General features: G+C 63.4%; 4 protein-coding genes. 2 read left to right on the forward strand and 2 right to left on the reverse strand.

Annotated features, from left to right (window positions below):
* Window positions 1-179 precede the first annotated feature (179 nt).
* Both GG26_RS13495 and GG26_RS13500 read left to right on the forward strand, forming a co-directional pair.
* On the forward strand, window positions 180-344 hold the full coding sequence (locus GG26_RS13495) for a hypothetical protein (RefSeq protein WP_168173329.1): 165 nt from the start codon (window positions 180-182) through the stop codon (window positions 342-344).
* Window positions 345-355: 11 nt separating this feature from the next.
* Entirely contained in the window at window positions 356-2,749 is a 2,394-nt protein-coding gene (locus GG26_RS13500; RefSeq protein WP_414391157.1) for an endonuclease MutS2, read from the forward strand.
* 135 nt (window positions 2,750-2,884) lie between these two features.
* Here GG26_RS13500 and GG26_RS13505 read toward each other — a convergent pair whose 3' ends face one another.
* Together GG26_RS13505 and GG26_RS13510 are read right to left on the reverse strand one after the other, a co-directional pair.
* A complete protein-coding gene (locus GG26_RS13505; protein ID WP_240527800.1) occupies window positions 2,885-3,136 on the reverse strand; it encodes a hypothetical protein in 252 nt (83 codons plus the stop codon).
* Window positions 3,137-3,272: 136 nt separating this feature from the next.
* On the reverse strand, window positions 3,273-3,566 hold a 294-nt coding region (locus GG26_RS13510), incomplete at its 5' end, for an urease subunit beta (protein WP_414391159.1).

A 3,566-nucleotide genomic window follows, 5' to 3' on the forward strand; every position in this document is an offset into this window, starting at 1 on the left:
CTCGGAAGCTCCCGTCTACAGCCCGTCAGGGCTTAGCGGGAGAGGATGTCACACTGCAAGCAAAAAATCTCCCCTCACCGGCAGAACAGATGGGGTGCTTTCTCGCCTGCCCGCAGGTTGGAAGCTATGAAAGGCGCCCCGCGGCCTGCCACAATAGGGGCAGAGCGTCTTCGATCCCCATGAACTCGGCCCGGCCCCGTCTCAACTCCGAGCACTACCGACAGATGTTGGTGCGCGATGGTGAGCGTCGCTTCCGCGAGTGGCACACTGCCTTTCTCAACTACCAGCGGCAGTTTTTGCAAGAGATGAAGCGGCTGCAGCTCCGTTCTTCCTCGAATGGCTAATTTCTTCAGGAATGCCTACGCCCACTACTTTCAACCTGCTGCCGATCTGTTCTGAGCCCGATCCTTCCCTCCGCCAAGAAACTTTGGAATTGTTGGAGTGGCCCCGCCTCTGCCAACACTTGGCCAGCTTTGCCGCCACACCCCTAGGCCGCCGCGCCTGCCTAGAGCTGGATCCCTGGCGGAGCCGCGCCGAGAGCGAGGTCTGTCTTGATCAAACGGAGGAGGCCATCCGGCTGGATTGCAGCCAGCCAGGGGGGATTTCTCTGGACGGGATCCACAACTTGCTGCCGGCCCTGGAACGGGCCGAACGGGGGGGCATTCTGAGCGGGGAAGAGCTGGTGCAGATTGCCACCACCTTGGGGGCTGCTCGCCGCCTTCGCCGACTCATCGATGCTGACGAGCGCCTGCCCCGCCTGCAGGAGTGGGTGAGCAATCTGCGCACCTATCCTGAGCTAGAGCAGGAGATCTTCCGCTGCCTGGACGAACACGGCGAGGTGAGAGATAGCGCCAGCGCCGCCCTGGCAGACCTGCGCCGTCAGCACCGCCAGTACCGCAGCCAGATCCAAGAACGCCTACAACAGGTGATGAGTCAGCACCCCCAGGCGCTGCAGGACACGTTGATTGGCCAGCGGCAGGGGCGCTTTGTGCTGATGGTAAAGGCCACCCATCGGGATCTCATCCGCGGCATTGTGCACGACAGCTCTGCCAGCGGGGCCACCCTCTATGTAGAGCCCTACGCTGTGGTGGAGCTAGGCAACCGGCTGCGGGAAACCCAGGCCCAGATCCAGGCGGAGGAAGAGCGGATCTTGGCCGCCCTCTCGGCCCAGGTGGGATCTGTTGCCGAGGATTTGGAGCATCTGCAGGCGGTGATGGTGGGGCTGGAGGTGGCGTTGGCTCGCGCTCGCTACAGCCTTTGGTTGGGGGGCAATCGCCCCCAGTTTGTCCCGGCAGGATTGCGCCTGCGCCAAGCTAGGCACCCCTTGCTTCTGTGGCAGTCTCGCGAGGAAGGCAAGGGCCCGGAGGTGATCCCGATCGATTTCACCCTCTCGGAGTCCATCCGCGCCGTGGTCATCACCGGCCCCAACACTGGCGGCAAGACGGTTGCCCTGAAGACCTTGGGGCTATTGGTGCTTATGGCCAAGGCGGGGATCTTCCTGCCCGCCCAGGATCCGCCCCAACTGCCCTGGTTCGACGGGGTCTATGCCGACATCGGCGACGAGCAATCGCTGCAGCAAAGCCTCTCCACTTTTTCCGGGCATATTCGCCGCATCAGCCGCATCGTGCAAGCTTTGCAGTCGGAGCCGGCGCCGGCCCTTGTTCTGCTGGACGAGGTGGGGGCAGGCACGGATCCCAGCGAGGGCGCGGCCCTGGCTGCCGGGCTATTGGAGTATCTCGCCGAAAAGGCCCTGCTGACCTTGGCCACCACCCACTACGGCGAGCTGAAGGCTCTGAAATACCAGCATCCCGGCTTTGAGAATGCCTCGGTGGAGTTTGACGAGGCCACCCTGGCCCCCACCTACCGCCTGCTGTGGGGGATCCCTGGTCGCTCCAATGCCTTGGCCATCGCCCGGCGGCTGCACCTGGAGCCGGAGATTCTGCGGCGGGCGCAGCAGCATCTGCAGGGGGAAAGCCAGGTGGATAAGGTGATCGCGGGGCTGGAGGCGCAACGGGCCCAGTTGGAAGAGCGGGCCGCCCAGGTGGGATCCCTGCACCAAGAGCTGGAAACCCTGTACCGCCAAATGCAGCAGCGCAGTCGGCAAATGGCTGAGCGAGAGGCGCAACTGGAGTACCGGCAGCAACAGGGGCTGCAAGCCCTCTTGGCCGCCGCCCGCCGGGAGGTGGCCGCCGCCGTCCGCAAGCTGCAACAGGGGGACGATCCCCAGCAGGTCGCTGCTGAGCTGGAGCAGATTCGCAGGCGCTACTCGCCGCCGCCCGTTGAGACTGAGTTCGTGCCAGAGGTGGGGGATCGGGTGCGGCTGCGGGGCCTGGGACAGACGGGAGAGGTCATTGCCGTCGAAGGAGAGGTGTATGTGGTGCGCAGCGGCATTCTCAAGTTCACGGTGCCGCGGGGCCAGTTGGATCCCATCGATGAACATCAGGCCAAACAGCGCCAGCGCCCCAAAGCTCCTCCTTCCCCACCGCCCACCACTGCTCCCCTGAACCTGCGCACCAGCCGCAACACCCTTGACCTAAGGGGGAAAACTGTAGCCGATGCCGAGGCGATTCTGGAACAGCACTTTGCCCAAGCCCCTCCTGGCCCGGTTTGGATCATCCACGGCCACGGCACGGGACGCCTGCGGGCCGGCGTCCAGGCCTACCTCCAAAATCACCCGCGTGTCCAGAGGTTTGCCCCAGCGGATCCCCAGGACGGCGGTACGGGTGTGACTGTGGCCCACCTGCGGTGAGGGTCAGGCTGTTTCAAACTCCCTGACAGTCGTTTCAAACAAGGTTAAGGCACTTTGCCGCTGGCCTTCACCCGCCCCTCTTCCTCAGGGGGAGAGGGAAGCTGAAGCTCCACGAACAGGCTGTTTGGTAACTGTTCAAACTTGACTTTGGAGCGCCGCTGCCGAGCTGACGGGCTGGGATCCCGCTTGGCGGTGCCGACTTTGCCAAAGCCAGTAGGCGCGCAGCAGTTGGCTATCTCCAATTAACTTGAGCATCACCGCCACCGTCGCGCCGGTCCAGCAGAGGGGGCCGAAAGTGGCACCTGCTGCTGCCAACAGGGCCAACCCAGAAAGATTCAGCCCCAAGCCCTGTACCCACATCCACCAAACAGTCTCACGCTCTAACATTGGCCAGATCCCAGAGGAAGAATTGGATAGCCCTACTCTCTTGAATCTGAGGTGGGATGGGGATGTGGCCAAGCCTCAGCCCAGATGCCCAAAGCTGCATACTTCGAGGGGCGTTATGTCCATAGCGCTTAACCACCTAGCCCATCCACTCCTGCAATCGGGCCAGGGCCCGCCGCTTTTGCGTTGCAGAGCGGACGCTGCTCTTCGTCAGCCGGTTGCAGCCATGCACCAGACCCTTGCCTCCCAGCGCCACCAGAGTGACCCGCTGGGTTTGCCCCGGCTCAAAACGCACCGCTTGGCCGGAAGGGATGTTGAGGCGCCTGCCAAAGCTGGCGGCGCGATCCAACACCAGGGCTCGGTTGACCTCAAAAAAGTGAAAGTGACATCCTCTCCCGCTAAGCCCTGACGGGCTGTAGACGGGAGCTTCCGA

Origin of the sequence: Synechococcus sp. 'PEA 65AY6A-5F PE A', assembly GCF_047462575.1 — a bacterium.
GTDB lineage: Bacteria > Cyanobacteriota > Cyanobacteriia > Thermostichales > Thermostichaceae > Thermostichus.

Excerpts from the sequence above, each read along its gene's own strand:
- GG26_RS13495 (WP_168173329.1), top strand. The coding sequence starts at position 180 with ATGAACTCGGCCCGGCCCCGTCTCAACTCCGAGCACTACCGACAGATG.
- GG26_RS13500 (WP_414391157.1), top strand. The coding sequence starts at position 356 with ATGCCTACGCCCACTACTTTCAACCTGCTGCCGATCTGTTCTGAGCCC.
- GG26_RS13505 (WP_240527800.1), bottom strand. The coding sequence starts at position 3,136 with ATGTTAGAGCGTGAGACTGTTTGGTGGATGTGGGTACAGGGCTTGGGG.